General features: G+C 53.8%; 2 protein-coding genes and 1 pseudogene. All 3 read right to left on the bottom strand.

Annotated elements, in window-relative coordinates; translation table 11 throughout:
• A pseudogene (locus tag PAT3040_RS38825) lies at window positions 1–472 on the bottom strand (hypothetical protein); the annotation flags it as partial.
• Between the two features lie 13 nt (window positions 473–485).
• Window positions 486–1,748 carry a PBSX family phage terminase large subunit gene (locus PAT3040_RS20720; protein ID WP_108994232.1) on the bottom strand — a complete coding sequence of 421 codons (1,263 nt, stop codon included), beginning with the start codon at window positions 1,746–1,748 and terminating at the stop codon, window positions 486–488.
• Window positions 1,745–2,508: terminase (locus tag PAT3040_RS37275; RefSeq protein WP_108994231.1), on the bottom strand; the 764-nt coding region annotated here is incomplete at its 5' end. The genes PAT3040_RS37275 and PAT3040_RS20720, both read right to left, overlap by 4 nt.

The raw sequence follows: 2,508 nt of genomic DNA, 5'->3' as shown, positions 1-2,508 counted from the left end.
GGAAGCGATCGGCGACCAGCCACTCGAACCAAACACGGCTACGCTCGTTACGGCGGACGCGGTAGGCGATGGCGCCGTCTACCTGCTGTTGGTTCACCGCCATCCAAATTTTCTCATTGACCTTCGACGATGATACGACGGAGGAGACGAATTCGAGCTCCGCGCCTTGCTCAATGTCTGCAGATACGTTGCCGAGCGCACGGTTGATTAAATCCGCCGGAACCTCCGCTACTAGGCAACTGAAGTTGGCCACGATGTACGGGTGGTTGGTCTGGATCGTGTCATGTGTCTGCTCCCATTCCCGAAGGCTCTTCCGGCGCCACTTCGTTTGTCGATCGGCTCCGACCATCTTGGCACGGGGGAAGATATCTGCATGATCGCCATCGTAGAGCGCTCTATAATACAGCATCGACGCAGTCTCTCTGTCGAAGGGCGGTGGTGGGAACTTCTTCTTCAGATAATTGATTGTCATGCGCATCTCCTCTCTACCAGCTGCCGAAACGCTGGTTGCTGTATTGCATTTCTGGCCGGCGCAGCGGCTCAGCTGCATATCGAAGTGCGGCCATTGCATCGTCCATAAAATTAACCGGCTCGTCCAGGTAAAGCCCCGTCTTCTTGTCCTTCTTCCACGACCATTGCTGTATTTCTTTGATCGTGTTCACGCAGTCCGGATGGATGTGGATCTTCCGCTGCTTCAAGTAATCAATCTGCGCCTGCACGCTGCCCGGTTCCTTGACGACTGCCGTCGCGTTGTAACCTGCGTTCTGCCACATCTGTATGCGGTCCGGCTCCGCCGAGTCGCAATACATAGACAAATACTTACTCAGTTCTTTGCGGTCAGCCATCTCAATAATTTGTCCGGTGTCCATCTCGTGCACATATATTTCGTCGCAAATAAAAAACTCACCATCCTTAACGCCGACGGTGAGAATCGCATTTGCATGGTTGAAGCCGAAGTCTTGCCCGATATGCATCGTGTCAAACATCTGGAATGATATATCGAAATCGTGGATAACAAAGTTCTTGAAGATCAGGCCGCCGAGTTCGCCCCATTCACCTTCACCATAAACAGCGTATCCGTCCGGATCCTCGAGACGGCGCCGTTCCATCCTGCGATAGTAGGCCGGGTCGATGAATCGGTTCTGGCGGTAAGTCGAATGATGAGCCAGCACATCAGGGCTCTCATAATCGAAATACTTCCGCTTGATCCAGTGTTGGGCCGATACCGGGTTGAACGTGAACGTCATCTGATAATATAGATTTGGATTCAACAGAATGCCGCGCAGCCGGTCATCAAGAATATCGACGTCCGATTCCTGCAACTCAGTCGCTTCTTCCACCCAGATCCAGACCAGTTTACCGTGAGCGAAGTTGATCGACTTGACCTTTTCCCGGTCTCTCACGTCGTTCATACCGCGGAAGATGACTTCATTGCCAGTAACGCGACTCCGGATGGACAGCGGCGACCGCAGTACTTCCCAATACTCCTCTGCCCGTGCTCCGTATATCCGATTAATGGCGCCGACCAGTTCCGCGTAGGTACTGTTCCGGTTCGTCTCATTGACCTTCCGCACACACAGGAGATTAGCTCCGGCATACTTCGGATCGCCAAGTTTAAGGATGTAATCTTGGGCGATATTGACGGACTTGCCAGAGCCGGCGCTGCCGCGGAGTGCGCGGTACCGACGCTTTGTTCGATTGACCTTGCGGAAGTGGTTGTTGAACTGTACCTTCACAGCCGCGCTCATGGCTGGCCGCCTTCCTCATCAGCGTCTCCATCGCCGTAATCAATCTCAATACGGAGCGGCTCCTTGATTTCGTTGATTCCGAGCTTCCTGGCCTCGCCTCGAAGCTTATCTACACGAGCCTGTTGCTCAGGACTGGAGATCTCGTACAGCAACTTGATCGCCTTGAGCTTCTGGGCCTGAACGCGGGTCAATCCTTCTTCGGTTTGGAGAATGCGCTCAACAGTGGAGACAGTCTTCTCCTCGATCTCTGCCACCACCAACTCGTCGCGGGTACTGACAACCGTCTTCATCTTGCCTGTACGTTCATCATGAACAGGAATTGCCTCCTTGATCGTCCGGAGCTGCTGTAGTTCACGCCGTTGGGTCTCGCTCAAACCTTCTGTCAGTTTTTTGATTCGGTGTAGCATTCGGCGCTCGCGGATGGCTAACAGAGCAATGGTTTCAGAGGCCTGAGCAACCGGATCAGTGTCGATCTCTCCCAGCAGCTCCTGCTCGTCCTCATCCAAGGTGTCGAACCAAATAGACTCATGCTCCCCAGTCGTTACCGCCTTCTTGTTGCCTGGCGGCCCGCCTAGCCCGCCGCGGTTGCCCTTGGCGTTTTGGTTGCCTCGGGGCGCGCCACCTTTGTTGCCGATAGCGTTCTTGTTACCTTTGGGCGCTCCCTTTCGTTTGGTAACGTTACTATTCGTTTCATTGGTAACGTTACTATTGAGATCGGCCGCCCATTTGTCCTGGCTCTTCCATTTCCGTATCTGTGTTT

It is taken from the genome of Paenibacillus agaridevorans (assembly GCF_003112455.1).
GTDB classification, from domain to species: Bacteria; Bacillota; Bacilli; order Paenibacillales; family Paenibacillaceae; genus Pristimantibacillus; species Pristimantibacillus agaridevorans.
This window is presented reverse-complemented; position numbering and strand designations above follow the sequence as displayed.